Annotated in this window: 27 protein-coding genes and 1 tRNA gene; 7 read left to right on the top strand and 21 right to left on the bottom strand. The window is 33.0% G+C overall.

Annotated elements, in window-relative coordinates; translation table 11 throughout:
• Positions 1-196 precede the first annotated feature (196 nt).
• A complete protein-coding gene (locus ACTCAF_RS05335) occupies positions 197-733 on the bottom strand; it encodes a cupin domain-containing protein (protein ID WP_463062256.1) in 537 nt (178 codons plus the stop codon).
• Between the two features lie 46 nt (positions 734-779).
• Here ACTCAF_RS05335 and ACTCAF_RS05330 point away from each other — a divergent pair, with 46 nt between their 5' ends.
• Complete coding sequence (locus ACTCAF_RS05330) at positions 780-1,841, top strand: sensor histidine kinase (protein WP_463062255.1); 1,062 nt, start codon at positions 780-782, stop codon at positions 1,839-1,841.
• A gap of 2 nt (positions 1,842-1,843) precedes the next feature.
• Positions 1,844-2,368 carry a gamma carbonic anhydrase family protein gene (locus ACTCAF_RS05325; protein ID WP_463062254.1) on the top strand — a complete coding sequence of 175 codons (525 nt, stop codon included), beginning with the start codon at positions 1,844-1,846 and terminating at the stop codon, positions 2,366-2,368.
• On the opposite strand, the gene ACTCAF_RS05320 is transcribed toward ACTCAF_RS05325, so the two are convergent.
• The 3 genes from ACTCAF_RS05320 to ACTCAF_RS05310 form a co-directional block, all read right to left on the bottom strand.
• On the bottom strand, positions 2,369-2,941 hold the full coding sequence (locus ACTCAF_RS05320) for a helix-turn-helix domain-containing protein (RefSeq protein WP_463062253.1): 573 nt from the start codon (positions 2,939-2,941) through the stop codon (positions 2,369-2,371).
• A 101-nt stretch (positions 2,942-3,042) separates the two neighbouring features.
• Complete coding sequence (locus ACTCAF_RS05315; RefSeq protein WP_463062252.1) at positions 3,043-3,630, bottom strand: hypothetical protein; 588 nt, start codon at positions 3,628-3,630, stop codon at positions 3,043-3,045.
• A 28-nt stretch (positions 3,631-3,658) separates the two neighbouring features.
• Positions 3,659-3,732, bottom strand: a tRNA-Arg gene (locus tag ACTCAF_RS05310).
• Positions 3,733-3,943: 211 nt separating this feature from the next.
• Between ACTCAF_RS05310 and ACTCAF_RS05305 the strand changes: the two genes are divergently transcribed.
• The 5 genes from ACTCAF_RS05305 (at position 3,944) to ACTCAF_RS05285 (ending at position 8,636) form a co-directional block, all read left to right on the top strand.
• Positions 3,944-4,144, top strand: a complete 201-nt coding sequence (locus ACTCAF_RS05305) for a cold-shock protein (protein ID WP_463062251.1) — start codon at positions 3,944-3,946, stop codon at positions 4,142-4,144.
• A gap of 124 nt (positions 4,145-4,268) precedes the next feature.
• On the top strand, positions 4,269-4,898 hold the full coding sequence (locus ACTCAF_RS05300; RefSeq protein ID WP_463062250.1) for an HAD family hydrolase: 630 nt from the start codon (positions 4,269-4,271) through the stop codon (positions 4,896-4,898).
• 11 nt (positions 4,899-4,909) lie between these two features.
• Positions 4,910-6,193, top strand: a complete 1,284-nt coding sequence (locus tag ACTCAF_RS05295) for an amidohydrolase (RefSeq protein ID WP_463062249.1) — start codon at positions 4,910-4,912, stop codon at positions 6,191-6,193.
• A 1-nt stretch (position 6,194) separates the two neighbouring features.
• Positions 6,195-7,631, top strand: coding sequence for an adenylosuccinate lyase (purB, locus tag ACTCAF_RS05290; protein WP_463062248.1), 1,437 nt, complete (start codon positions 6,195-6,197; stop codon positions 7,629-7,631).
• Positions 7,632-7,643: 12 nt separating this feature from the next.
• Complete coding sequence (locus ACTCAF_RS05285) at positions 7,644-8,636, top strand: NAD(P)H-quinone oxidoreductase (protein ID WP_463062247.1); 993 nt, start codon at positions 7,644-7,646, stop codon at positions 8,634-8,636.
• A gap of 86 nt (positions 8,637-8,722) precedes the next feature.
• On the opposite strand, the gene ACTCAF_RS05280 is transcribed toward ACTCAF_RS05285, so the two are convergent.
• From ACTCAF_RS05280 to ACTCAF_RS05200, 17 genes are all read right to left on the bottom strand, one after another.
• Entirely contained in the window at positions 8,723-10,534 is a 1,812-nt protein-coding gene (locus tag ACTCAF_RS05280) for a sulfatase-like hydrolase/transferase (protein ID WP_463062246.1), read from the bottom strand.
• On the bottom strand, positions 10,535-11,383 hold the full coding sequence (locus tag ACTCAF_RS05275; RefSeq protein ID WP_463062245.1) for a diacylglycerol/lipid kinase family protein: 849 nt from the start codon (positions 11,381-11,383) through the stop codon (positions 10,535-10,537).
• Positions 11,380-11,979, bottom strand: coding sequence for a methyltransferase family protein (locus tag ACTCAF_RS05270; RefSeq protein ID WP_463062244.1), 600 nt, complete (start codon positions 11,977-11,979; stop codon positions 11,380-11,382). The genes ACTCAF_RS05275 and ACTCAF_RS05270 overlap by 4 nt, the downstream gene beginning before the upstream one ends.
• Positions 11,976-12,770 carry a 1,4-dihydroxy-6-naphthoate synthase gene (locus ACTCAF_RS05265; RefSeq protein ID WP_463062243.1) on the bottom strand — a complete coding sequence of 265 codons (795 nt, stop codon included), beginning with the start codon at positions 12,768-12,770 and terminating at the stop codon, positions 11,976-11,978. The genes ACTCAF_RS05270 and ACTCAF_RS05265 overlap by 4 nt, the downstream gene beginning before the upstream one ends.
• A gap of 7 nt (positions 12,771-12,777) precedes the next feature.
• Entirely contained in the window at positions 12,778-14,358 is a 1,581-nt protein-coding gene (locus ACTCAF_RS05260; RefSeq protein ID WP_463062242.1) for an MlaD family protein, read from the bottom strand.
• Between the two features lie 14 nt (positions 14,359-14,372).
• A complete protein-coding gene (locus tag ACTCAF_RS05255) occupies positions 14,373-15,140 on the bottom strand; it encodes an ABC transporter ATP-binding protein (RefSeq protein ID WP_463062241.1) in 768 nt (255 codons plus the stop codon).
• A 7-nt stretch (positions 15,141-15,147) separates the two neighbouring features.
• Entirely contained in the window at positions 15,148-15,855 is a 708-nt protein-coding gene (locus ACTCAF_RS05250) for an MlaE family ABC transporter permease (protein ID WP_463062240.1), read from the bottom strand.
• Positions 15,856-15,910: 55 nt separating this feature from the next.
• Positions 15,911-17,011, bottom strand: coding sequence for an alanine racemase (gene alr / locus ACTCAF_RS05245; RefSeq protein ID WP_463062239.1), 1,101 nt, complete (start codon positions 17,009-17,011; stop codon positions 15,911-15,913).
• Entirely contained in the window at positions 16,998-18,116 is a 1,119-nt protein-coding gene (prfB, locus tag ACTCAF_RS05240) for a peptide chain release factor 2 (RefSeq protein ID WP_463062238.1), read from the bottom strand. Before prfB ends, alr begins: the two co-directional genes overlap by 14 nt.
• Before the next feature lie 15 nt (positions 18,117-18,131).
• Positions 18,132-18,581 (bottom strand): N-acetyltransferase, encoded by a 450-nt coding sequence (locus ACTCAF_RS05235; protein WP_463062237.1) that lies wholly within the window; start codon positions 18,579-18,581, stop codon positions 18,132-18,134.
• Complete coding sequence (locus ACTCAF_RS05230; protein WP_463062236.1) at positions 18,582-18,983, bottom strand: hypothetical protein; 402 nt, start codon at positions 18,981-18,983, stop codon at positions 18,582-18,584.
• A gap of 65 nt (positions 18,984-19,048) precedes the next feature.
• Positions 19,049-21,238, bottom strand: coding sequence for a transporter substrate-binding domain-containing protein (locus tag ACTCAF_RS05225; protein ID WP_463062235.1), 2,190 nt, complete (start codon positions 21,236-21,238; stop codon positions 19,049-19,051).
• Between the two features lie 35 nt (positions 21,239-21,273).
• Positions 21,274-23,313 carry a sensor domain-containing diguanylate cyclase gene (locus ACTCAF_RS05220; RefSeq protein ID WP_463062234.1) on the bottom strand — a complete coding sequence of 680 codons (2,040 nt, stop codon included), beginning with the start codon at positions 23,311-23,313 and terminating at the stop codon, positions 21,274-21,276.
• 84 nt (positions 23,314-23,397) lie between these two features.
• On the bottom strand, positions 23,398-23,883 hold the full coding sequence (gene tadA, locus ACTCAF_RS05215; RefSeq protein WP_463062233.1) for a tRNA adenosine(34) deaminase TadA: 486 nt from the start codon (positions 23,881-23,883) through the stop codon (positions 23,398-23,400).
• Positions 23,864-24,562, bottom strand: coding sequence for an RsmE family RNA methyltransferase (locus tag ACTCAF_RS05210; RefSeq protein WP_463062232.1), 699 nt, complete (start codon positions 24,560-24,562; stop codon positions 23,864-23,866). Before ACTCAF_RS05210 ends, tadA begins: the two co-directional genes overlap by 20 nt.
• Entirely contained in the window at positions 24,562-25,344 is a 783-nt protein-coding gene (locus ACTCAF_RS05205) for a 50S ribosomal protein L11 methyltransferase (protein WP_463062231.1), read from the bottom strand. The genes ACTCAF_RS05210 and ACTCAF_RS05205 overlap by 1 nt, the downstream gene beginning before the upstream one ends.
• 47 nt (positions 25,345-25,391) lie before the next feature.
• Positions 25,392-26,675, bottom strand: a 1,284-nt coding sequence (locus ACTCAF_RS05200; protein ID WP_463062230.1) for a methyl-accepting chemotaxis protein, incomplete at its 5' end; no start/stop codon positions are given.

Genomic DNA, 26,675 nt, shown 5'->3' with positions numbered 1-26,675 from the left:
CTTCCGACATAACCGGAAGGCTTTTATTGACATTTAAATTTATCCTTCGTCTCGGTCCTGTCGGATCCAAGCGTATCTGCTTTCAATAACCAAAAAAGTCAAGGTATGCACAAAAGTTGCATCCAGAATCCTAATATAGACTTTTATTTTTTTTGTCAATACTAATAAGATGTATCGGAAAATCCGATAACAAATTTTAAAAACTTGGTGGTGTACCTACCCAAAAAGCTTTCAATTTTGTGTCGTTTTTATTTTTTAACTTGTGAGGGAGGTTTGAGCTAAAGTAAATAGAATCCCCCTCTTTTAACACGTATTCATCGTTACCTATTACAACCGTTAAAGTCCCCTCAAGGACATATCCAAATTCTTCACCGGTATGTCTGTAATAATCAGAGCCTGTTTCTGAGTGCGGGTCAATTTCTATTAGCATCGGCTCAAGCTTTCGATTAACAAGCTTGGATGCAAGAAAAGCCATGGAAAGACTTTTATTCTTTAAAATTTTGTAATCGGAGTTTGTGAATTTGTGAACAATATTCCTTTCATCTTCAAATAGTTCGCTTATAGTAGTCCCCAATGCATAACATATTTTTTTCAAAGATGAGATAGATGGTGAATTTTTTCCATTTTCAATCTGGCTGATAAAACTTTTTGTAAAGCCGGTTTTTTGCGAAATATCTTCCAGTGTCATACCAAGTTTTTTTCTTATATCTTTTAATTTGGCTCCGTAACTCATCTTATCTCCTTGCAATTTATTTATATTTGAATTATATATTAAACTTATGGGAAATAGTCAAGTATTTAAGTTAAATTTATTGAATCTGTTAATTATTTTGTTTATTGCGCTTTTAAACATATCTCTGGTACTGTATTTAATAAATAATCAATTTTATATTTTTCTTTCAATTATTGTTACAATTTCTATCATCGGGTATTCTGTCTCAATATACTACACTTTAAATAAATATATAAAGTTAAAAGATAAGCTAAACACTTTAAATATTCAGTTTGAAAAGGTTAGAGATGATTACAAAAAAGAAGCAGCAAAAAACAAAGAAGCATTAAATGAGCTTGAAACATCAAATGCAGAGTTGAAAGCACTGAATTTACAATTGATAAAGTCAAAAAAAGAGTTGCAGGAAGTTTCAGACTATAGGGGTAAGTTTTTGGTCAATGTTTCCCATGAGTTAAGGACTCCTCTTAATGCAATTATAGGATTTACAACCATAATGACTGATGAAAATTACAGACCTGATGGCGACGATTTTAAAGAAATGATTAAGGTTATTCATGACTCCAGCAAAAGGCTTTTAAACTTAATTAACAACATACTAAATATTGCAAAACTTGAAACCAATATTACTGAAATAAGGCCGCAGGAGATTTCACTTCATGTGGTTTATGAATCGATTGTTTCTCTTGCAAAAGGGCTTTTGAAAGATAACCAGAAGATAATTTTTAATTATGAAATTGATGAAAATGTACCAAATGTTATTGCTGATGAAAAAAATCTTCTCAGGGCATTGACTCAGTTTATTGACAACGCAGTTAAATATACCGAAAAAGGTGAAATACTTTTTAGGATTACATCTGATAATGAAAATGTTGAGATAATAATTAAAGATACGGGTAAAGGTATTCCGCAAGACAAGCTTAATGAAATAATGGAACCTTTTATCGCTCAATTTAATGAGTATGGCAGAATCGAACAGCTTGATTCTGAAAAGAAAGGATTTAGTTTTGCAATTGCAAAATATTTGATAGAAAAGATGGGTGGTATTTTTTACATACATTCAGAGGAAGATTTTGGTACAACAATAAAAATTAAACTCAAGAGAGTATAATAATGGAAAATGTAAGAAATCGACTATTATTGAAGCCAAAACTCGGAAAAAATGTGTTTATCGCAAAAAATGCTGTTGTTATTGGTGATGTGACAATAGGAGATAATGTAAGTATCTGGTATAATGTTGTAATAAGAGGGGATGTAAATTATATTAAAATTGATGATGATACAAACATACAAGATGGCTCAATTATACATGTAACCAAAGACAAATACCCTACTGAAATAGGGAAAAGAGTAAGTATAGCCCACAGTGTTACACTTCATGGCTGTAAAATTGAAGATGACTGTCTTATAGGAATTGGTGCCGTTATACTTGATAACTCAGTAATTTCAAGAAATTCCCTGGTGGCTGCCGGGGCGGTTGTTCCGCCCAATAAAAATTTTCCTGAAAATAGCCTTATAGTCGGTAACCCTGCAAAGGTTGCCAGGCATCTTACAGAATCAGATCTTGAAATGATTAAAAATAATGCACAAAGGTACTTAAAATATAAAGATATTTATCTCGATTTGAAATTGTATTGATTATTTCAAGTTTATATTTTTAACCCTCACAGAAAGCACTTTTGAATCATCATTTATGAGACTTTCAGCGTAATGGGGAATTTTTGAATTAAATGCGATGCTGTCCCCTTCTTTCAGTTCAACTATATCTTGATTAAGGTACATTCTGATATGCCCTTTCAATAAAAACATAAATTCGTATCCATCATGACTGAAGAGCTTTTTCTCCCCGGTGCCAGGCTTAACAGACACAATAAAGGTTTCAAAAAGGTCATTGTTTTTTATCGATGCAAGCTCCTCATAAAGGTAACCATGTTTTGCTCCCTCTCTGAAAACAAACTTTCTTTTATCGGAAGCAACAAGGTAGTAGTCCTTATAATTGATTTCTTCTTCAAAAAAATATGTCATCTTTACGTTTAATACTTTTGCAATTTTTGCCAGAGTATTTATGGGAGGGGTAACAACATTATTTTCAATTTGTGAAATCAAGGCCTTTGAAAATCCCGTAAGGTTGGCAACATCCTGAAGTGTAAGTTCCCTTTCATTTCTGAGTTTCTTTACTCTTTCTCCGATATTGATATCAAAGTTTCCCATGCTCCACTTCCTGTTTGATTAGATTTATCTTTTTTCAGTTTAAATAAAACTTGAGTGCTTTGTCAAGCAATTTATGAATATTTTCAGGATAACTAAACAGATTAATGAATAAGGCTTAATAATAATGACTCAGAAATAAAATGAGGCTGATCTACCTCCATGAATCTTGCATTTTTAAATATTTTAAGAAAATTTAATATAGTAGACCTTTTTATAATCTGATTTGCACTACCATAAACTATATCAATATTTGAAGCACTGCTTTCTGATTTAACTTCAGATTCTTTAAAATATAGGAGAGTTTCGATCAATTGCTTTTTTATACTTTCATCAGGTAAAATTTTTGTATTTGCCCCGGTTTTTGAAAGATAATAACTGATTGTTTTGGTAAAATCTTTGCCAAGCCCCTTTATTAGCGTATCAATACTTTGCTCTGATATGTTGTCGGTAAGTCTTGAGTATGGGTTAATGAGAATTATTTTTTTCCATTTATTGCAAAAAGTATTTATATTTTTACTTATCAAATGTGCGCCTGCTGACCACCCCACCAATATTTCTCCACCCTTTATTAAGTTTTCTTCAATCATATCAATATAATCTATATATGGCACAAAAAAACCAGTATTTTTAGATAGTTCAGGGAAGTACTGCTCTGAAAAAACTATATCAGATATAAATATTTTTTGCATATATACGCCCAGTCAAAATATTTGAATACGCGCCCTGGAGGAGTCGAACCCCCAACCTTTTGATCCGTAGTCAAACGCTCTATCCAATTGAGCTAAGGGCGCATCATAAAGACAAGTGAGGTTTGTTTATATTAATTTTTAAAAAAGTTGTCAATTATTTTTATTTTTTAAATAAAAAGCTTGCATAAATAAATTATTGGTGTATAGTTATGCAAGAGTTGGTAGTACAGCAGTTTAAAAAGACTAAAGAGCCGTGCATCCAGCACGGCATTTTTTTTATGCTGTAAAATATTTTATAATTTGCGAGGTAAAAATGCTCAAAGGAACAGTTAAGTGGTTTAACGACACAAAAGGTTTTGGTTTCATCACACAGGAAAATGGTGAGGATGTATTTGTTCATCACACTTCAATTCAAAAAGAGGGTTTCAGAACTCTTGCTGAAGGTGAGAAAGTGCAGTTTGAAATTGAAAAAACCGGAAAAGGACCTGCAGCAGTTAATGTTGTAAGTCTTTAATTTAAAATTTAAGCGGGCTTAGGCCCGCTTTTTTTATCAAACTTTCTTTTTTATTTTTTTCAAAATCTGTTGATTTTAAATTTTATTTTTGTATCCTCTTAAAATTAATAATTGAGGGTGAAAAATGTTTGAATTGTTCATATTTGACCTTGATGGTACAATCCTTGATACAATAGAAGATATTCACGATTCCCTTACTTCAACTCTACAATTTTTTAATTTGCAAACATTTGATATTGAGACTACCAAGAGCTATGTTGGGGACGGTTTTAAAGCTCTTGTTCAAAGGGCAATAGGTGATACTGTCTTTAAAGAAGAATACGAAACACATTTCAGGAAAATTTATCAAAAAAATCAAACCAATAAAACAAAACCTTTTGAAAATATTTTCGAAGTTTTTGAGCAACTTAAATATAATGACAAAAAATTAATCATACTGTCAAATAAAGCTTTTGATAATACTGATTATCTTGTTAAATATTACAGATTAGATAAATATTTTGATGAATGGTATGGTGCTGACTCATTTCCGGAAAAGAAACCATCCCCTACTCCGATTAATACTATATTGAATAATAATCAATTAATCCCTTCAAAAGCAATAATTATAGGGGACAATTACACAGATATAGAAGCAGGGAAAAACGCCAATATAAAAACTTGTTTTTGTGAATATGGTTATGGTAAGTTAAGAGATGTCAAGCCAGATTTTAGTGTAAAAAAAGTGAAAGATTTGCTCAATATATGCAAATAAAGGGAGAAATGATGGGTAAATTGGCTATAAAAGCAAAATTTATTTACTATAACAATAAACTTCATCAAGATAAATATCTGCTTGTAAATAACAATATTATCGAAGGCATTACTGAAACCCTATCCGATAAAACATACGAGATACTTGAAAGAGGTAATTCTGGTGTTTTTCCGGCTTTCATAAACTCACATACACATCTTCCAATGTCATATTTTAGAGGACTTGCTGATGATTTGCCTTTAAAAAACTGGCTTGAAGAGCACATATGGCCTGCTGAAAGTAAAATGCTTGATGAGCATTTTGTATACGACGCTACAATTTTGGCAGCAGCTGAAATGATAAGGTCAGGGACAATCTGTGCAAACGATATGTATTTTTTTTCAAAAAATATTGGAAGAGCGCTTAGTGATGTTGGTCTAAGAGGTGTAGTAGGTGGCGGTGTACTTGATTTTCCAACAAAATTTGCAAAAAATTCCGATGATTATTTAAAAAGGATTGAGGATTTAATTGAAGAATTTAAATCTGATGAACTTATAAAAATTTCTGTTTGTCCTCACGCTCCTTATACCGTTAGTCCTGAAAATTATAGAAAATGTATAGATTTTTCAATAAGGCACAAAATACAGATACATACACATCTGGCTGAAACAAAGTGGGAAGTTGATGAAATAATTAAAAGGTATGGAAAATCTCCCGTAAAGTTGTTTGATGAGATAGGTTTACTGGATGCCAACACTATTTTTGCCCATGTTATATGGATTGATGATGAAGAAATAGAGATATTGGGTAGTAAGAAAGCAAATATTGCTGCTTGCGTTAAAAGTAATTTAAAACTTGCAAGTGGTTTTATTAAGGCTAATAAACTCAAAGAAGCAGGCGCAAATCTCACCATTGCCACCGATGGCAATGCAAGTAATAACAGTCTTAATATGTTTGAAGAAATGTCCTATTTTGCAAAGTTGCAAAAAGGTCTAAACTTAGATCCTACGGTGATGAATGCAGAAGAAGTATTTAATATGGCAACAAAAAATGCAGCAAAAGCCCTTAATCTTGACAAATGCGGTGAATTAAAAAAAGGTAATTATGCCGATTTTATGATTATCTCTTTTGATGACATAAACATGTTACCGGTTTACAACCCTGTTTCGCATCTTGTATACACCGCAGAACCATCGAATGTAACAGATGTGTTTGTTAATGGAAAATGTTTGATGAAAAACAGAGAATTTGTAACAATAGATATAAAAGAAGTAAAAGAAAAAGCAAAGTATTGGAATAAAAAAATAAGGAGCTAAGATGAAAGATTATACCGTTTATCAAAACCCTCTTTCAGAGAGATATGCAAGTCGTGAGATGCTTGAGCTTTTTTCTGCCAAAAAGAAATTTACTACCTGGCGTAAACTATGGATTGCGCTTGCAGAGTCAGAAAAAGAGCTCGGGCTTAATATATCTCAGGAACAAATAGACGAAATGAAGTTGAATATTGAAAATATAGATTTTGAATATGCTGCCGAGATGGAGAAAAAATTCAGGCACGATGTTATGGCTCATGTGCATACTTTCGGTAAAGTTTGCCCAAAGGCTATGCCGATAATTCATCTGGGAGCCACAAGCGCATATGTTGGTGATAATACTGACTTGATTGTGATGAAAGAAGGACTTAATATCGTCCTGAAAAAACTTGTTAATGTTATCAATAATATTAAGAATTTTGCCATTAAATATAAAGATGTGCCTACCTTAGGATTTACTCATTATCAGCCAGCTCAACTGACTACTGTGGGAAAAAGAGCATGTCTCTGGCTCCAGGATTTTGTGCTTGATTTTGAGGAACTTGAGTTTGTAAAGGATAATTTAAAATTTAGGGGGGTTAAGGGGACTACCGGTACTCAGGCATCTTTTTTAAGTCTATTTGAAGGTGACCATGAAAAAGTCAAAAAATTAGACGAAATTGTATCAAAAAAGATGGGATTTGAAAAAGTTTTAAAAATTGCAGGGCAAACCTATACAAGAAAACAAGACACCAGAGTGTTAAAATCCCTTGCAGGCATTGCAGAATCTGCTCACAAGATGGCTACGGATTTGCGGTTATTGCAAAACTTAAAGGAGGTAGAAGAGCCTTTTGAAAAAAGCCAGATAGGTTCCAGCGCGATGGCATACAAACGTAACCCAATGAGAAGTGAACGTATTTGTTCTCTTGCAAGACATGTAATTACACTTTCCATAAACCCTTATTTTACTCATGCAACACAGTGGTTTGAACGTTCGCTCGATGACTCGGCAAACAGAAGAATATCAATACCGGAAGCATTTTTGACTATTGATGCCATATTGGAGTTATTATACAATGTAACAAATGGGCTTGTTGTATATGAAAATATGATTTTAAAACATATACAGGAAGAGCTTCCATTTATGGCAACAGAAAATATCATAATGGCTTCAGTCAAAAAAGGGGCAAGCAGGCAGGAGATGCACGAAATAATAAGGCAGCATTCAATGGATGCCGGGAAAGTTGTAAAAGTTGATGGCAAACCAAATGACCTCATTGAAAGGCTGATAAATGATAAAAACATACCATTGAGCAAAGAAGAGATTGAGAATATGCTTAATCCAAAGGATTTTATAGGGAGAGCTCCTGAACAGGTAATGGATTTTATCAACTCTGAGGTTAATCCGATAATTGAAAAGTATAAGGACGAGTTGGGGCTTAATGTAGAAATAAAAGTTTAAAAGGAGGATTGTATGAAGGCTGTTTTGTTAAAAGGTTTTGGGGGACTTGAAGTTTTGACTGTTGGAGAAGCTGAAAAACCTGTACCAAATGATGAGCAAGTTTTAATCAAGGTAGCTGCAACTTCTATCAACAGACCAGATTTGGTTCAAAGAGAAGGAAAATACCCACCTCCCCCAGGCGATTCTGAAATTTTGGGGCTCGAGGTTGCTGGTGTAATAGAAGAGGTAGGTAAAAATGTTACCGGGTGGAAAAAAGGTGACAGAGTAATCAGTCTTGTAGGTGGTGGTGGATATGCTGAATATGCAGTTGCATATGCAAATCACCTTATGCCAATTCCTGAGAATATGACCTTTGAGGAAGCTGCATGCATATGTGAATCTTATATTACTGCATTTTTGAATATATTCATGATAGGTGAGTTCAAAGATGGACAAACGGCAATTTTACACGGCGGTGGCGGTGGGGTAAATACAGCCGGCATTCAATTGTGCAAAGCACTTGCTCCAAACTCAAAACTTATTGTAACGGCACACCCTTCAAAAATTGAAAATGTAAAAAATCTCGGCGTGGACCTTGTAATTGATTATACTTCAACAGATGATTTTGCCCTAATTGTTAAAGAATTCACCAATAAAAAAGGCGTAGATTTGATTTTAGATCATGTGGGAGCAAAATATCTTGCACCAAACATGAATTCTTTAGCCTATAAAGGTAAGCTTATAATTATTGGTGTTATAAGTGGAATAAAAGCTGAGCTCAATCTTGCCCTTATGATGGTAAAAAGACAGCAGATTATCGGTTCAGTTTTAAGGTCAAGACCTGTAAGTGAAAAAGGTGAAATAGTATCAGAGTTTACAAGAGTTGCACTGCCAAAATTTGCTGATGGCACTATAAAGCCTTTGATCTCAAAAGTTTTCACTATTGATGAAGTTGCTGATGCTCACAGAATGATGGAAGAAGATAAACATTTTGGTAAAATTGTATTAAAAATTCAGGATATTTAAAAATATAATAATGTGGATAACGATAGTTAGGGTGACACGGAATTGCGAACACAAGCTATTTAAAATAAAAGCCCCTTATGGGGCTTTTACTTATAAAAATACGTAAATTCTTTGATAATTTTATTAAGCCTTTTTTTCTTCTCATTGATAAAATTTTTGTCAGTTACTTCTTTGTAATTTTCATCATAAACAGTCATATTGAAGGATTTATGAGTTTCATATGAGAAATACAATACCGATTCATTATCAATTATTCCGCAGTTACTCCAGTTGCAGCTTACCACATAGTCTCTTTTTTCAGGTTCGAACAAATTTGTCCCAAAAGAATAATCTTTGTAATCATTTTTTACTCCAACCATACTGAGAATGGTTGGCACAAAGTCATAATGGCTGGTAATTGAGCTTATTTTTTTATACCCTTGTCCTGGCATATACACAATGAAAGGCACCTTTGTTTGGTATTTTCCAAAACTATTGTTGTGTCCAAAATGCCCCTGTTCATAAAATTCTTCTCCATGGTCTCCTGTTATAACTATTATAGTGTTTTTTAGATCCCCCTTTTCTTCCAGATAGTTATAAAGCTTTCCCACAAGGAAATCATCAAAATAAACTGAATTCATATAAGCATTTTTAATGTCCGTAATATTATTTTTTCCAATAATAAGATAGTTTGCATCTTTACCGCTCGATTTAAACTTATTAAACTCCTTTGGAAATTTCCTGGCATGGGGCGCATCAAAAAATATAAATGAAAAATACGGTTTTTCTGAAGTTAGGCTATCTCTGTATTTGATAAATCTTTCCAGAACAATATGCTCTCTTTTTGTACTGTCATTTGTATCAAAAGTGTCTTCAATTGAATCTGGAATTTTTATAAAGGCAGTTTTTCTAAATTCCGGAAATGTTAAAAGGGTTGCGGATAAAATTTTAAAATCGTAACCTGCTTCTTTGAGAGCATCAAATAATACAGTGCCCTGCCTGTTGTTTAAAAAATCATGCCAGTAATATCCATAAAGACCGTAAAAAAGTGAAAATATACCAAATCTTGTTGAGTTACCACCTGAGTAGTGGTTGGCAAAATCATAGGATTTTTTTCTTATCATATTGATATTGGGAGAAACTTCATCATTTATCATATCAAATCTGAGGCTATCGATAGCAATTACTATGATATTCGGCAATTTTTTATCAGGTTTTGCTATATTTAATTTATTTTTTGGATAGTGCAGTAATGATTTCGTGATTTTAAAGCCATCCTCTTTGTTTACATCTATTTTAAGTATTTTTTTGGCAAAGCCTCTTACAGTCAAAGGCTGATATAAAGGGTAAGTTTTTGTAAATCTTGTAATACTCTGAAGATTGTAAATATCTGAAATTGCATAACCTATCTTTTCAAATGCGGTAAATAGAATACAGAGTATATAAAAATAGATTAAATGTCTAAACTTTATCTTATTATACCAGTAGTTTACTATAAAATATTCAATTAATACAATAGATAAAATCACTAAAACAAATAATAAAATTGTAGAAAAGCCAAGTGATACTGAATCCCAGAAACCAGGAGTGGTTATCATTCCAATGACCATCCCATTGAAATGAAAATTGTAGATTCTAAAAATAGCGAAATCCACGAAGATAAAAACGAATACTATAAAATTTGTAACAAATAATATTATCTTTTGTAATGTATTGCCCAAAAAGACAAAAGGTATATTTATAAGAATAAGCAAAAATGTAAACATAAAGGCATTGGACAGAGCAGATAAGACTAAGAATAAATTTGAATATATTAAGCTGCTTTTGGGTGTAATCAAAAAGAACAGGATATGCAGCAAAAAAATTATGAAAAAGTTTAATAATTGTATCTTAAAAAGTTTTGCAAATTTTTCTTTCATTTAATCACCTGGTTTTAAAATGAATATTTTTGTGTTTATTAGCCTAACATAAATACCTTTCCCATCAAAGTTTACATAGTCTCCGTCAATTTGGGCATCTGTTACATTTTCTATTTTAACTACACCGGCAAGTTTTATATCCAATATTTTAAATGGTGTAAATATATGAATTAAAAATTTTATCAAACCAAAAAATCCAATATCTTCTGAAATCAAAATTTTAAATTTATCTGAAAATTTATTGTATATTTTATATGATCCGGCATAAAAATTTCCGATATTAACTATCAAATGCTCTGTCTGAAACTTTTTTTTATCAAAATAAATTTGGTGGATATCAAACTTACCAAAAATATTTTTGAGAGCGGAAATAACGTAAGCATATCTTCCGATATTTTTTTTCAATCTGATATTGACATTTTTTACTGAAGCCGCATCAAATCCAATCCCAAACATTTGTACAAAAACTTTATCCCCTGCCAGTCCGATATTCAAAGGGAGTTTTTTGCTATTTAATGAAAAATTGTTTAATGCTTTTTTGTAGCTCGTTCCAATTTTTAGCTCTCTGCACAATACATTCACAGTTCCAAATGGTATAAAATATACAAGACAACTGATTTTATTGATATAAAGCCCTTCTACAACATCTCTGATAAATCCGTCCCCACCAAAAACTATGACCAAATCAGCAAAATTGTTTTTAAAAAAATCGTTTGAAAATTTTGGATATTTTGATTCTACGATTTCAATTTTAAGTTTATACTTTTTTTCAAGATACGATACGCAATAATTTATTTGTGAAATATCAAAGCTGCCGCTTGCTGGATTATAAATACCGTAAACTTTCATCTCTTTCTCTTCAAAAAAGGGATAATCATAGGAACATTTTTTTTGTAGATTATATATTCTTCTCCATAAATTTTCAAAAGCTTTCTTTCTTCATTTATTGACCCCAGTATAAAATAGAGAGTAAAAATAACATTGGTGATAAAATCTTTCAGGTAAAGAGGCCTACCCCATAGGATTAGTAGGCTAGCAAGATAGTAGGGATGTCTGACTATACCTAAAATCCCCTTATCTGTTATCAAGTTGCCGTTTTCGTTAAAATATCGCCTATTGTTTTTAAAATAATCCCTGACTTGTTTTAAACCTAAAAATGTATCATTATCATAGCTTTTGACTGCAAGATAGCCGACAATTACCCCCAAAAATGATAAAAGATAAAGAGCAATGACATACGGAAAAGAGGGATAAAAAAATTTTTCTGAAGGAAGTTTAAAATATAAAAAAATCAAAGGGATAAGCAGTAAGCTTGATGATATTACATAAAACAATCTATACCACCATAGGTAGTATAACTTTTTTAGGATTTTGAAATCAGCAAGCAGACTGTGAATCAAACAATAAAAAACAAGACCTGTGGCGTAAACATAGTATAAATTCATTTTGCAAAAATAGACTCTTTTGTACCTATAAAATTGGACAACACATTCACATATTTACTGACATCAAGTGAATATTCATTTACAAATAACTCAATATGTTTTTTAATAATTTCATCGTCAAGTTCCTGTGCATATTTTTTTATAAAAGGGAAAACATTATTGTAGTTATTTTTTGAAAAATTGATGGAATCTCTTATTAAGTCACAAAAATATTTGCTTAAATTTTCTATTTTTTTACTGATTAAAATACATCCAAGGGGGATTGGTGTTTGGTGCTTTTGTTCCCACAAATCTCCAAGGTCAACTATCTTTTTAAGTCCATAACTTCTATAAACAAATCTGCCTTCATGGATGACAATACCTGCATCAATTTCATCTTTATTGATAGCAGGCATGATTTCATCAAATCTCATTTCAATGAACGTATTTTCCATATCAGAGAAAAAGTGTTTGTAAATTTTAAATGCTGAAGTGTTTTTGCCAGGTATTCCTATCTTTTTATATTTTAACTCATCAATTGTACTATGATTTTTTGAGACAACTATCGGGCCACAGCCAAACCCCAATGCTCCACCAGCCTTTAGAATTTTATAATTATCAACGACCTTCTCAACAACACCGTAAGATACCTTTACAATGTCAAGTTTATTTTGAATGGCAAGATTATTGAGGAGTTCCACATCATCAAGAATTATCTTGAGCTCCAGCTCATGTTTAACATAATTATTTATGATTGGAGCAAAAATATAAGTATCATTTGGGCAGGTGGATATTCCAAGTTTTATTCTCATTTTAATCCTAATTTGTTGGAAGCGGGACTTTACCAAAAAGATATTTTAAGTCTTCATCAAGGAATATAAGCCCAGCTCCTATAAATCCGCTCTTGGTATCACTATTTAGAAAATCATCATACCCAACATTTAGATACAAATTTTTTGTAAAGTTGTAATATAGGCTTGTTTTCATGTGTGGTTTTCTGTCTGTGTTGCTGTCTGAAAAGTCATACGCATCCAGTGAAAACTGCAGTTTTTCATCATCAAAAGGAAAATAATCGGCACCCAGTCCAAACTCTGATTCCATCAATCCTATTCTCAAATCAAGTCTGTCATAAAATCTCTGAACATATTGGGCTATAAAAGTCAGAGAGTTTTCTTTTCTTTTCACTTCTTTTACAGAGTAATTTGAATATGTTGAACCGGTATTTCCATCAATATGGTAAGGGAGATCACCGGTATATGTGTAGTTGGTATTTGTAATATACTCTTTTCCTCCGGTGCTTGTTGCAAGGCCAAGAAGATAGTATTTATCTTTGCGAGGTTGTACCTTAACTTTGAAATACCCTTTTGTTTCACCGGTATCCCACATCTTTTCACCGCTAAATGAAAGGTAAAACTTAAATCTGTCAAACTGGGTAACCATATTTTTAAGCCCTTTAACAGTTTCTTTTACATCTTTGGCAGTTTCATTGTCATTTAACAGTGTTCCTATTGTACCATCACCCTTATTGATTTTATCTGTGATAGCATTTATATTATCCACAGACTTTTCAAGTTTTGCTGTAACTGTTTTCATATTTTTTACTGTTTCTTTAAGGTCACCCTTTGAATCAGCAATCAGATTATCTATATTTCCTGTAATATTGTTAACCTTATTGGCAATTTCAGGTGTTTGAGATTTCAATACTTTTGATACTTCCGTAAGATTTGCTATAAGCTCATTAATATTTGATTGATTGGCAATTGTCATTTTACTGATAGTATCTGTTATTTGCTCCACAATATTAACAATGGTATTTATTTTTTTCTGATTTTCTTCCAGAATAGTTTTAAGGCTTTCTGTTGAATATCTTACATTTTCAAGTGTTTTTGTCATATTTTCTTTCCCCTCTTGAGAAGAAAAAACATCATTGAGAGATTTTACCAGGATATTTACCTGGTCAGCTATATCACCCAACTTTGCACTTAACTGATCAAAGTCAACACTCTCTTTGGAGTTCGTAATTACATCGCCATTTTTTAAAGACGTACTTGCGGAATCTTCCCCTAACTGTTCAAGTTCAAGGAATTTTTCACCCAAAAAACCGCTTGCGCGAACAGAAACTCTTAAGTTTGACGGCAAGATAACACCTTCTTTTATTACCAATTCAAGTGCAACTTTTGAGTCTTCAAGTTTTATATCTTTAATATAACCTACATCAACCCCTTTAAATTTCACAATTGCATCCTTTTCAAGACCTGAGGCATTATTAAGGTAAGCCTTGATAATATTACCTTTTTGCTTACCAAAGCTTATATCTCCTACTTTTGTAGTCATATAACCAATTAGTATCAGAGAAAGAACCACAAAGACACCTACTTTCGCTTCAAGTCCAAACTTCATAAACTAATACCCCTCTAAAAAATTTTAATAGGTCCATCCATTGAGCCACTTAAAAACTGCTGGACATAAGGATTATCAGTAGTCCTTAAATCCTCTATTGTCCCGTTTATAACCGTTTTACCATCATAAATCATTGCCACATAATCAGCAATCTTAATTGTACTGTCAATATCATGAGAAATGACAACGGAAGTAATATTTAGCTTTTTTTGAGTGTTATAAATAAGATTATCCACTACATCTTTCATAATCGGATCAAGCCCTGTTGTAGGCTCATCATACAAAATGATATCCGGCTCAAGGGCAATCGCCCGAGCAAGCCCTACCCTTTTTCGCATACCACCGGAAAGCTCCGATGGCATTTTATATTCTACATCTTTAAGACCAACAACCCTCAATTTTTCTATCACAATATCTCTAATCTCTTTCTCTTTTAACTTAGTATGCTCTCTAAGAGGGAAAGCAACATTTTCGTAGACATTCATTGAGTCAAACAACGCGGCATTTTGAAAAAGCATTCCAAATTTTTTTCTGACTGCCACAAGCTCTTTCTTGTCAAGTTTGGTAATATCAACTCCATCGACAAGTATTTCCCCTTTATCAGGCATAATAAGTCCCATTATCTGCTTTAAGAGTACACTTTTTCCGGTGCCGGAAGGACCTAAAATAACAGTGATGGCTCCTTTTGGTATTAAAAGGTCTATCCCTTTATGCACCTTGAAATCTCCAAAACTTTTATGCAGATTCTTAACTTCTATCTGTATATCAACACCACTAATCATTTTTCACCTAAAACATAAATGCCGTCAGAATATAATCAAATACAAGTATCAAAACACATGAAAGTACAACCGATTCTGTAGTGGCCTGTCCTACACCTGCCGCTCCGCCTTTAGTGTAAAACCCCTTATATGAGCCAACAAGTGTTAAAATTAGCCCAAAAACAGTTGCCTTGACCATACCGTTATAAAAATCTGCAAGGTCAACATATCTATACATATTTTGCAAGTATAAAGTTTTATTGATGCCTAAAATATTGACCCCAACAAAATATCCGCCAATTGTACCGCAGAAAACAGCTACGGCATTTAAAATGGGCATTACAATTATTCCGGCAAAAATTCTTGGGAGCACAAGATATTGTACAGGTTCAACCGCAAGGGCATAAAGAGCGTCAATCTGCTCGGTAACCCTCATTGTACCGATTTCGGCTGTAATAGCAGAGCCTGCTCTTGCTGCTACCATTATTGAGCTTAATACAGGTCCCAATTCTCTTGCCATACCAAGCGCTACAACAGTACCTACCATATATTCCGCCCCAAATTTGCTGAAACCTATGTAGCTTTGAAATGCAAAAACCATTCCGGTAAATGTGCCAGTAAGTATTATTACTGAAAGGGAGTTTATCCCTATAAACTCGACCTGCTTTAAAAGAAGCTTGAACCTGAATGGCGGTCTGAACGCCCAAACGACTGTTTCAATGAAAAGCAAAAACATACGGCCGGCGCCAAAAATTAATCGCGTAAAAGGTAAACCGATAACAGTTAATAAGTTAACCAATGATTCCATTTTCACTCACATACACTCTTGGAATACGACTTGATATTCTGCATAAGAGTTCATAAATAATTGTATTTGCCCAATCTCCCCATTTATAACCTGAAACATTATCTCCAAGCAGTTCCACCTCTTCATTATAATATCTTTCAGGCACATTTGTCAAATCAATCATAATCATATCCATGCATACAGTTCCAAGTATTTTTGCTTTATAACCACAAAAATATACATAAGACTTATTTGTAAAAAGTCTTGGGTAACCGTCAGCATATCCTATTGGCAGTACACCTATTTTCATATCTTTTTCTGCTATAAATCTTCTATTATAACTTACTGAATCCCCTTTTTTGATATTTTTTACATGGACTATTTTGGAAAAAATGCTCATAACCGGTTTTAAATTTTTGTCTTCTATTCCGTAAACATAGCCAAATGAAGCAATACCAGGCCTAATAAAAGTATAGTCCTTTTTATATTTTAAAATTGCCGAAGAGTTTAATACAGAAGTATTTTTTATTTTATATTTTTTTATATACCAATCAAATTCTTCCATTTGAGCTGTTGTAAAAGCATCATCACTGTCAGGACTTGATAAGTGAGTCATCACCAATGTAACATCAAATAGGTGAAATCTGTTGCAAAACTCTACATAATCAAGGTTTGTCTTGAAACCAAGCCTATGCATGCCGGTGTCAATTTTTAATGCCACAGGCATTTTTACAGCTTTTTTTTCAAGAAATCTGTGATACTTATTTGCTATTTCATCATCATAAATTGTAAGAATAAGATTATACTTAACCACTTCCTCAAAAAATCTGTCATCCACATAGCCTAACACAAGAATCTTTGGTTTGTCTGACAAATTAAGTCTTAATGTTACCCCTTCTTCAATAGTTGCAACGCTAAAAAAATCACTTGTACCTGTTTTGAGAAGCTGTTTACCAAGCTCTGTGGCTCCGTGTCCATAGGCATTTGCCTTGAGAGTGGCAATTGCAAGACTACCGGATATATTCTTTAAGTAGTTTATATTTTTGATATATCTGTCAAGGTCAACTTTTGCGTAAGTTGCTCTCAATCTTTTACTGCGTTCCATCAGCCTTAATTCCTGCATTATAAAAAAGATAAGATTTTATAAAATCGTCAATATTTCCATCCATTACAGCATCCACGTTTCCAGTTTCATATCTGGTTCTTAAATCTTTTACCATTTTATACGGATGCATTACATAAGATCTTATCTGATTACCCCAACCTATTTCTGACTTACTGCTTTCAAGTTCACTTTTTTCCTTATTTCTTTTTTCAAGCTCAAGTTCATAAAGCTTGGCTTTTAAGATTTTCATTGCGTGCGCCTTATTTTTATGCTGACTCCTTTCATTCTGACAGCTTACCACAATACCTGTTGGAATATGTGTAATTCTTACTGCTGAATCTGTGGTATTTACATGCTGCCCACCTGCCCCGCTTGCCCTAAATGTGTCTATCTTTAAATCAGATTCCACGATACTTATTTCAATGTCGTCATCTATTTCAGGTAAAACAAAGACGGATGCAAAAGACGTATGTCTTTTGTTATTTGAATCAAATGGGGATAATCTTACAAGTCTGTGAATACCTGTTTCACCCTTCAAATACCCATATGCATATTCGCCAACCACATTGATAGTGACAGATTTAATTCCAACTTCATCTCCGGGGAGCAAGTCCAGTATCTCGTATTTAAAATTTTTCTTTTCTACCCACATGGTGTACATTCTAAAAAGCATGTTAGCCCAATCATTTGCTTCTGTGCCGCCAGCTCCTGAATGTATAGTGAGAATAGCATTGTTACTGTCATTTTCACCATTTAAAATAAGTTTTAGCTCAAAGTCAGTAATTTTGTCCTCAAGTTCATTGACAAGCTGATACAGTTCCTTTTCTGCCTCATCTTCTCCTGACTCAAAAAGCTCAATCATTACTTTACAGTCTTCCACTAACTTCTTTATAAATTTATACTCTTCTAAAAATCTTTTTTTGATTGCCTGTTCTTTTAAGAGGATTTTTGATTCTTTTTTATTCCAAAAATCGGCATCTTCCATTGACATTTTGTCTATTTTTTCAATTTCACGGGCAATCTTTTCTTCATTTACAACAGGGATAAACATTTTAAATTTATCTTCTAATTTTTCAAATCTACCAAGCAAATCTTCAATAATCATCAGGTACTACTCCAATTAAATTTCGATCATAACAGCTATTTCATCACAATCAGGAAAAAGTGGGCATTTAAGACAATCAGACCATATCTTTCTGGGCAGACTGTCTTTTGGGATTTCGTAAAATCCAAGCTTTTCAAAAAATTTCAGTTTATATGTAAGGGCAAAAACCTTTTTAATTCCAAGCTCTTTTGCCCTTTGCAAATTGTGTTTCACAAGACTTTTGCCTATCCCTTTATTGAAATACTCCTCACTGACCGCAAGTGATCTGATTTCGGCTAAGTCTTCCCATGAAGGGTGAAGAGCACAGCAACCAAGAATTTTGCCGTTTTCTTCATATACAATAAACTCAAAAATTCTTTCATATATTTCGCTTAAACTGAGGGTGAGCATTTCCCCTTTTTTGGCAAAAGTGTTTACAAGATTCTGGATTTCTTTGGCATCAGTTATTTTAGCGTTTCTAATCATTTACTTTAGCCCTTGAGAAAGCTCTGTATAAATTTCGATTGCAGTCTCTTTATCAGGAAGCAAATTATACCCTTTTCTGGCCCTTATAGTAAATTTTACTGCACCTTTTGTGACGTTTTCTGCATTCAAAAAAAGCTTAACATTTCCAATCTCCGCTTTGACACTCCCCTCGGTAATACTTGCAAAAAGTATTGTTCCATTACGTTTTTTTACAATATTTATGAATTTTTCAACAATAACCTCTTTAGGAGCGTCAACTGCATCGCTTACAGAATCAGCTGTCAAAGAATATGTAGCACCTGCCCCTGCGGCAGCACCTACCACAACGGGTGCAACGCATCCTGACAGACCAAAAACAGAAATAGCTCCAATGAGTAACAAAATAATAAGTTTTGATTTCATAATTCCTCCTTCAATAACATTTCACCGGATTGTATCTGATACTTAACTTTTTATCAACAAATAATTTAATCGACTTTTTGAAACTTTAGATAGAATGTTGTCCCCTCTTTGTATTTTGATTTAAAATAAATATCCCCTTTAATGTTTTCCATAAATATTTTGATTGCATAAAGTCCAAGTCCCGTTCCTTTATCCCCTTTGGTGGAATAAAACCTCTCAAATATTCTGCTCTTTATTTCATCAGGTATCCCCTGCCCTGTATCCGTAACGGAAATAATTATAAATCCATTCTCAATATATTTATCGATAATTATACTCCCTGAGCCAATAATGGCATCCTTTGCATTTATTATCAGATTTAAAATAGCTTGCATAAGTTTTTGTTCATTGGCAACTATATAGCCACCTGAGTCGGTAATCTTTAGCTCAAGATTGATATTATATCCTGCAACCTTTTTAAAAAAGTCATATTTTTGCAATAAAAAGCTATCTATGTCTATTTTTGAGCTATCCTGGGAAACTTTTGATAAGTTATTAAGAGATTTGAGAAATTGTGAACACTTTTCTGCAACCTCAATGATCTTTTCTGGCTCTTGAATATTTTCATCATTATTAAGTTTTATTATTGAGGCATAATTAATAATTACTCCCAGTAGATTGTTAATGTCATAGACGGTGCTGGTTACAATATTTGCAATCGCTTCATCTTTTTCAGCCAACTCAACAAGTCTTTGCTGCTGGTGTTTTTCGGTAACATCCGTAAAGATTGCCAGATAATAATTTTTTGCCTCAATACTGTCTTTTATAAGACTCACATCAAAGATTTTTCCTGCAATTATATTTTCCATACTAAAATATTGCATGGATTTTTTATCCGAATCTATAAATTTTTTTAACAATTTTTTGATATTATCCGGCAGGGTTTCAAAATTGGTGAATTTATCCTTTACATTGAAAAGATTAATAAATGTTTTGTTTAAAAATACCTTGCCATTTTCCAGCACAACAACGGCATTTGACGAATTTTCTATAACGTTATAATAAAGGCTTTCGTATAAAAGCTTTGAGTTTAAGGCTTTTATTGTTTCACTTACATCAATGCCAAACAATATATATCTTGCCGAATAAAACTCAGCTTTGTGAATACTTACATAAAACTCTTTCAATGATGATTTTGTGTTAATCTTCAAAATAAGATTCCCCTGAACGGTTATACTGTTATAATCTTCAGTTTTGGAAAGTATTTCCTTTATGTTTTTTACATCGTGCTCATTAAATCCAATTAATTTTTCTGCTCCCTTATTCCATAAAACAATTTTACCGTTTTCATCAAATGCAATAATCGCCACAGAAGGCAAATCAAGTGAAGACCTTAAAAATGCATTATATGCCCTAAGTTTTGTATTTTTAATCCTTAACACTCCAACGATTACAATCAGGAAAATACTTATAAGACCAGCTGAAGTGGTTATAATTGTCGAAATAAGATATTCTTTTATTGTTATGGGCTTTGTCAGGTAAAACCATTTATTTACCAATTCATCGAGCTTTTTATTGTCTTTTAACCTGGCAAGGTAGCTGTTAAGATTTTTCTGTAAAGTAGTCTTTTCCAGTGGCAAATAAAAACCTATTTCTGATTTTTCAAAAAATAACGGTTTTTTGTCAAGTGTTAAAATTTTAAATTCGCCTCTGAAATTTGAATAAATCATATCCAGGCTGTTGTAGTAGTCATTTATCACCCAACTGACTTCATTTTTTGCCAGCGCCATAAATGAATCATAAGTCGAGATATATTCTTTTATCTCCAACAAGTGGTGCTTATCTTTCAATTTTTTTGCAAGTATGTGCCCCGTAGCATTGGTTTTCACACCAACAGATTTATTCATTAAACTGTTATAATTGTCGTGAAAATCATTTTTGACTATCGCTACAAGACCACTATTCAGATAGGGTATACTAAACAATCCTCTTTTTTTTCTATCTTCATTTATATAAATTGAACCAATTGCAATGTCACATTCATTTTTGCTTACACTTTTTAGCAGCTCATTAAATGTTTTGGAGGTGAATCTGCAATTATATCCCAATTCTTCACAAAAACCTTTTATAAGGTCAATGTCAAACCCCTTCAGGTTACCTGAATAGTCGGTATAAACAAACGGCTTGTACTGAGAATAAAATATATCGATATCTGCTGAATATAAGTTAAAAGACACTAAAACGAAAGATGTTATCAATATTGTTAATATTCGCATAAAATATTTTATACTTGTTTTGTATGTATTTCAACTTAAATGGATACAACAGTGTTTCTGCCAAGAAATTTTGCTTTATACAAGCAATCATCAGCTCTTTTTACAATAAAGTCAACCGTATCGCCCTCATAATATTCTGTTACACCAAAGCTGCAGGTAACTGTTCTGTCTCTGAGAATATCTGTTTCTTCGATGAGTTTTCTCAAATTTTCAGCAAGTAATCTTGCATTTTCAAGCCTTGACTCCGGCAGCATTATCAAAAACTCCTCACCACCCCACCTGGCGAATATGTCAATTTTTCTTATCCTTCTTTTTACAATGTCGGTTAACTTTATTAAAACATTATCCCCTACATTATGTCCGTAAGTATCATTTATATTTTTAAAATGGTCTATATCAAACATTATCAGGGAAAATGTTCTATTTGCCCTTTTACAAAGCTCAATATCAGCCTCAAGCCTCTCAGTAATATATCTCCTGTTGTAAATCTTTGTAAGATGGTCTTTTACAGCCAGCTCCATCAAGTAACTTTCTGCCTCTTTTTGTTCTGTTATGTCTATAAGGTAGTGTATATATTCATTTTCACTTAAAGGTATCCACCACGCCTTGTAAAATTTTTTGTTTTCCCTATCTTCAATTTCTATAGAAAATTCGCTTTTTAAATCGAGTGACTCATTTGCAATACAAAATTCGCACTTCATCTCTGGCAACTCTATCCCTTCATTTAATAGTTTTTTATGCTCTTCAGACAAAAATTTACCACAAAAAATACTCATATAGCACTTTTCACCAATTTTGCTGCCGAATCTCTCTTTTGCGTTTTTATTTTGCTTTTGTATTATTTTATCCTTATTAACAAACCATAAAAAACCAGGTAACAGGTCAAACAACAGCTCTATAAGCCTATTTTCATTTTTCAATTTTTCATAAATTTGTCTTTCCAAAGTAATATCTCTAACCGTCCCAAAAGCTTCAATAGCTTTGTCATCATCAAATACCACTTCAGCCTTCTCGTTTACCCATTTTATTTCATTACCCACAATTATTCTGTGGTCTATATCATAAACTTTTCCATCAATAGCCTGCTTTAAGGCATCTGATACCTTTTGTCTGTCATCCGGATGAATCCTTTCAATAAATTTATCCAGGTTTACAAAACTGTTTTCCGTAAGTCCAAATATCCTGTATGTTTCTTTTGACCACCATAAATTGTTTGTATTTATGTCTATATGCCAGCTACCTGTTTTTGAAACAGCCTGAGCGGTGTTAAGATATTTTACAAACCTTCTAAGTTTTTCTTCTATTTTCTTTTGTTCATCAATATCGATATGTACCCCATACAAGATTAGGGGGTTGCCATCTTTATCATATTCCAATACCTTGCCACGACTTAATATCCATTTATAATAGCCATCTTTATGGAGCATTCTAAATTCAACTTCATAAATATCAGATTCACCATTTAAATATTTTTCAAGCTTGTTAAGAGCTTTATCTAAATCTTCAGGATGACATCTTTTTGCCCAGGTGTCATAAGATAGAGGCTCAAGTTCATTTAATGTATAGCCTATAATTTTTGCCCAATTATCGTTATATTCTACATTTTTATTATTAAGATTCAAAACCCAAGTGCCAAGATTTGCTGAGTCGATAAGAAGTTCAAGACGTTTATGTTTTTTCTCAATTTCCTGTTTTAAAAGCACAGATTCCGTTTGATCATAAAAATAACCAATGATTTTTACTATGTCGTTGTTATCGTTTTTTATTACCCTGGTAAAATCAAATACATATATATATTCACCATTTTTCTTTTTTAATCTGTATTGCTGGCTGAAATTATCTATATTCTTATCAAGGTAACTACTTATTTCATCTTTAACCCTTGTTAAATCATCGCTATGAATAATTTTTGCATATCTAAACTCTGTATTGATAATTTCTTCCTGTGTATATCCAAGCACATCCAATACATTTTCAGAAATATAGGATATTACCCCATCGTCAAAGTCTTCCCAGACAATCATAACAACAGGACCCATATTAAACAGTTTGTCGATATCAAAAACTTTTTCCATATATTCACCTTTATTTAACAATACCATATAACTGATTTAAATATCAAGATATTTTGCTTAACTTGTTTGCCAGGATGAGAATATTTACGACTTGATGTTATCGAAACGAAGCTTCCTGAAAAAATTTTTCATGAGTGTTTTTATCTCATCTTCAAAAATTCCATAGGCGTAATCTACTTTATGATTTAATGTATCTATATCAAATAGATTTGCCTTTGTAATCACTCCACCAAATTTAGGCTCAGTTACGCCAAAAACCACTCTTTTTATTCTAAAATGCAATATTGCACCGGCACACATTATGCATGGCTCCAAAGTAGAATACAAAGTACAATCATTAAGTCTCCAGTCTCCAATACTGTATGCAGCCTCCCTCATTGCAACAATTTCAGCGTGCATAGTGGGATCTTTGGTCTTTTCTTTTAAATTAAAACCATTGCCAATAATCTTTTCATCTTTTACCACTATAGCACCCACAGGGACATCTCCAAGCTCAAATGCTCTTTCTGCAAACTCAAGGGCAATTTCCATAAATTTCTTATCCTTAATATTAAAGTAAAAGTTTTTCAATTTCACTCCTTAAAAGACCGGCAAATACCACAGAAGCTGTTTCAGCCTTCAGTATAGATTTGAAAGGGGAAAAAGTTTTAAACCCTTTACTTTTTAAGATATTGAGCTCGTTAAATGTAATTCCGCCTTCAGGACCAACAAAAAAAGCAACCTTTTGGCAAGATATTTCAGGGTATTTTTGCTCTGCCCTTTCGTAAAAGATTATTTTTTCCTTCATATCTGTTTGTATATCTCTAAGCAAAATAGTTTCTTTTACTTGTGTTATAAAGGTGTTTTCCGCCTGCAGACTTCCTGTTATAGCCTTTTTTTGATATCTGAGAAGTGTCTGCGTATCAATTTTTTGTAAACTCCTTTCAGATATTACAGGAATAATTTCCGTAACCCCCACTTCTGCCATCTTTTCAATGGAATTATCCATATATTCCCTCTTCAATAAACAGATAAAGCAAACAAGTTGATAACCAGGTTGACTACATTTTCTTTCCTCAACCTTACTTAATAAAACACTTCTCTTTTTCATTTCTGAAATTTTATATTTTGCAATCAATTTTTCGTTTTGCAGTACGATAAAGTCTCCAACGTTAAGCCTCATCACTCTTATATGGTTGAGTATTTCTCCGCTTAATTCCAATTCTTCAGAAAAATTATCATTGCAATAAAATCTGCTTAAACCTTCCATTATACCCTTTTATAAATTGCACCAAACCAGTTTTCAATACTCAGTGTTTCAACAACAGAAAATTGACTATTTGTAAATTTATTCAAAAATTCTTCCATTTCACTTTTAAGGATACCTGATACTACAAGATACTTACCTGTATGTTTAAACAGGTTTTTCCCAATATCTATCAATACACTGGAAATAATATTGGCGCATACCACATCAAACTGTATGTTTTGTCTGATACTTTCTGTGGTACCAGCCCATAAACAAATATTTTTACAATTATTCAATAAAATATTTTCTTTTGCATTCACCATTGCTATCTTATCAATATCAAATCCGTACACCTTTTTTGCACCAGTTATACTTGCAAGTATACTAAGTATTGCACTTCCACACCCTACATCCAGGACAGTGTTTCCGGCAGAAACCTTTTCAAGCAGCCTCGCTGCAATTTTTGTGGTCGGGTGGTTCCCTGTTCCAAAAGCAAGCGCCGGATTGATCAATATGCTTTTTCTAAACTCTTTCTTGTCTTTTGTATCAAAAATGTAATCTACATTTTCTGTTAATTGTCCTGGTCTAAGATACTCTTTCCACTTATCTTCCCAACCAAGAGAATCCACCTCTTTCAAAGAATATTCAAGAGATAAAGATGTTAGAATACTATCAAGTTTATTTTCAGAATAAAAAATATATTCGGTTTTTGAATAAATATCTTCTTCAATCAAATCTATCCCAAGTATTTTCAAAATATTGCAGAGTTCATTGTTTATTTTATTCAGTCTATATTCATACATAAATTTGCCTCATAAAAAAAGCCCCCTTTAAAAGAGGGCTTTTTAAATTATTTAACTTTAAATTTGTTAATCTGACTTTGCAAATCACTTGCAAGTCTTGCAAGCATCTCTACTGCCTGAGCTGACTCAGCAGCAGCAACGGAATTTTCTGAGCTTACTTTTGAAATGTTTTCAACGGCACTTGCCATCATTTCGGTAGCTTTGGCCTGCTCATCAGTAGCCCTTGCAATATTTTCGACTTCATAAGATACATTTTCTACATTAACTTTTATTGTGTCAAGGGCGTGTTTGGCTTCTTCGGCTTTTTCCTTTCCGATTTCCACCTGCTCAACACCTTCAGTCATGCTTGCTACTGCCCCACCGGTATTTGCCTGAATCATCTGAACCATATCTGCTATTTCTTTTGTAGCTTTGACTGTCTTTTCAGCCAATTTTCTTACCTCATCAGCTACTACTGCAAATCCTCTACCATGCTCACCTGCCCTTGCAGCCTCAATTGCAGCATTTAATGCCAGTAAATTTGTCTGGTCTGCTATCTCATCAATTACCTGTATAATCTGACCTATCTGCTCACTTGATTCTCCAAGCGCTCTAACAGTATCGGCAGTTTGCTTTACAGTATTTGCTATGCTTTCCATCATATTTTTAGTATCTTCCACAACCTTATGACCCTGTTCAACAGATACCTTGGCTTCGTTAGCACTTCTTGCAACATTGGCAGCATTCTGAGCCACTTCATTAACAGTTGCATTTACCTCTTCTACGGCGCTTGCAGTGGTAGCAGTTTGTTCTGACTGTTCCTGAGCGCCAGCCGCAATCATTTCAGAGTTGCTTGAAAGTTCTGCAGATGTAGATGCAAGGGAATCTATGGACTCAGCTACAACCCTAAGCACCTCTCTTATATCTTCTACCATTTTATTGACTGAAAGTGCAACTTTACCAACCTCATCATGATAATTCTTGTCCTCAACAATTTTACTGAAGTCACCTTTTGAAATTTCTGCAAGGGCAAGATTTACATTGTTAAGACGTTTGAAAATGAATCTATCATTGAGGAAGAATATCAAGTAAGAAACAATCAAAATAACAATTATCAAAACTATAAAATCTTTTATTAAATTCTTGTTGATAGTTGCATATATTGGCTTTAGAGGAATCATAATTTCAAAAGCACCATGAACTTCACCTGCTTTCCACCCCTCCATCTTTACGCCTGTGGGGTCAATTCCATCTGAGTTACCCCAATACTTCACAGAGTCCGCAGGATCACCATGACACCATTCGCACTCTTTTGAAAGTCTTACCGCCTTGAAATATCTTATAAACCCCGA

The sequence above is a fragment of the Deferrivibrio sp. genome, from assembly GCF_055117995.1.
The sequence above is the reverse complement of the archived record's forward strand: the minus strand, read 5'-3'. Positions and strand labels throughout refer to the sequence as shown.